Origin of the sequence: Pseudarthrobacter sulfonivorans (assembly GCF_014712225.1) — a bacterium.
Lineage (GTDB): Bacteria > Actinomycetota > Actinomycetes > Actinomycetales > Micrococcaceae > Arthrobacter > Arthrobacter sulfonivorans.
On sequence record NZ_JACXBW010000041.1, the window covers coordinates 1 to 1615 of the forward strand.

Genomic DNA, 1615 nt, shown 5'->3' on the forward strand with positions numbered 1-1615 from the left:
GTTTCCGGGGGCCGCTCATCGTGTGCCGGGCCGGTTGTGGTGTGAGTGGTGGCGAGTCGTTTTCGACTGGCAGTGTCAGGCTGATATTCGCGGGTTGGTTGCCGCATGACGATGTGTTCGGCTGGAGCATTATCGGTGTCTAGGATCGGGCGTCGACGCTTTGGGTGCGTCTGCTCATAGTGGGCTCTCGAGTTAGCTCCGGGTGCTGCCACCGCACTTGCATCACGTCCCGGGGGCACGTTCGGGTCAGGCCGCGTTCATGCGTTCTCCTTGCTGGAGCGGGGCGGCCAGGGACCAGCACCAGCCGGCGAGTTCACGGGCGATCGCGGTGTTGGCCTTGACTGACATTTTGTGGCGCTGATCGAAGACTTCCCATTTGTGGTGGAGCCGGTGGTTTCCTTCCAGTGCCCGGATCCGGGTTGCCGGTGCGACGCGGTTGAGCTGGCGGATCAGCCGTTCTCCGGGCCGGGCGTAGGGGCGCCGGTGCTGCCAGGCGGCTTCGATGAGGAGTTTGCGGGCGTAGGTGTTCCCGGCCTTGGTGATCGGGCCCTGGTGCCGGGACTGTCCGGAGGAGTTCTCGCTGGGCACCAGCCCGAGGTACGACCCGATGGAGGAACCGGTGAACCGGGTCCAGTCCCCAATCTCCACGGCGAGGCCGAACGCGGTCGTGATCTGAATCCCGCGCAGACACATCAACGCCTCAATCACCGGGGCGAAACGGCAGGCCGCGGCCGTGGCGGCGACCTGCTTGTCGATTCTTTTGAGGTGCCTGTCGAGCAGCTCCGCCTGCTCGACGTCGGCCTCGTAGGTGAACTGCAGCGCCGGTTCGGCAAAGCGTTGGCGGTGCAGCCACCGGCTGTGTTCCTGCGTCCACCGGGTCTCTTTGGGGTAGCGGATGCCGTGGCGCAGCAGGATCGCGTTGACGTGCTGGCGGGCGTGCGCGAGGTCCCTGGCGGTGCCCGAGCGCAGCCGGGAGAGGTCCCGGAGGGCTTCTTCCTCCGGGTCCGGGATCCGCACCTCGGTGACCGAGCCGACCGCGAGCATCTCAGCCAGGACCCGGGCGTCCCGCCGGTCGGTCTTGATCCGGTCCCCGGGTGCACGGAGCAGTTTTGAGGACGCTGTGACAACGCAATTAATGCCGCCAGCGTGCAGGTAGCGGGCCAGGACGAACCCAGTCGGGCCCGATTCGTAGACGACCTTGACCGGCGGGTCGAACCGGCGGACCCACTCCAGCACCGCGGCCGGGTCAGCGGCCATGGTGTGGGTGCTGATTTCTCCGGTGGCCGGGTTCATCGCATGGCCCACGACGTTGACCGCGTGAACATCCAGACCAATGAAAGTATGCTCAAACATAGCCGGGACCTCCCAAACTTCACATGTGGCACTACCATTGCACCCCCGACGAGCCGAGAGGCCAAGGGAGCCGTAAATGGCAACCCACGGACCCTGTGAAACAGAAGGCCCCGGCCTCTCGCCGTTACCTGGCCCCCGTCCGGGATAAAGGACATCACCGCCGGGATCAGGCCCCGCAGCGCCGCCCACCACGCAGAGGGCCACGGAACACACCAACGCCGGCGCTGCGGCGCCGCCCGGCGATAATGGGCCGGTCCCGGAC

General features: G+C 66.5%; 1 protein-coding gene. It reads right to left on the reverse strand.

All coding sequences use genetic code 11. The features are described 5' to 3' along the window. Nucleotides 1-246: 246 nt before the first annotated feature. Nucleotides 247-1353: an IS110 family RNA-guided transposase gene (locus tag IAQ70_RS22435; protein ID WP_190992161.1), complete on the reverse strand. Its 1107-nt coding sequence runs from the start codon at nucleotides 1351-1353 to the stop codon at nucleotides 247-249. Between the last annotated feature and the right edge of the window lie 262 nt (nucleotides 1354-1615).

Bases quoted from the DNA above. Each gene is read 5' to 3' on its own strand.
- IAQ70_RS22435 (WP_190992161.1), bottom strand. From the start codon at position 1,353: ATGTTTGAGCATACTTTCATTGGTCTGGATGTTCACGCGGTCAACGTC.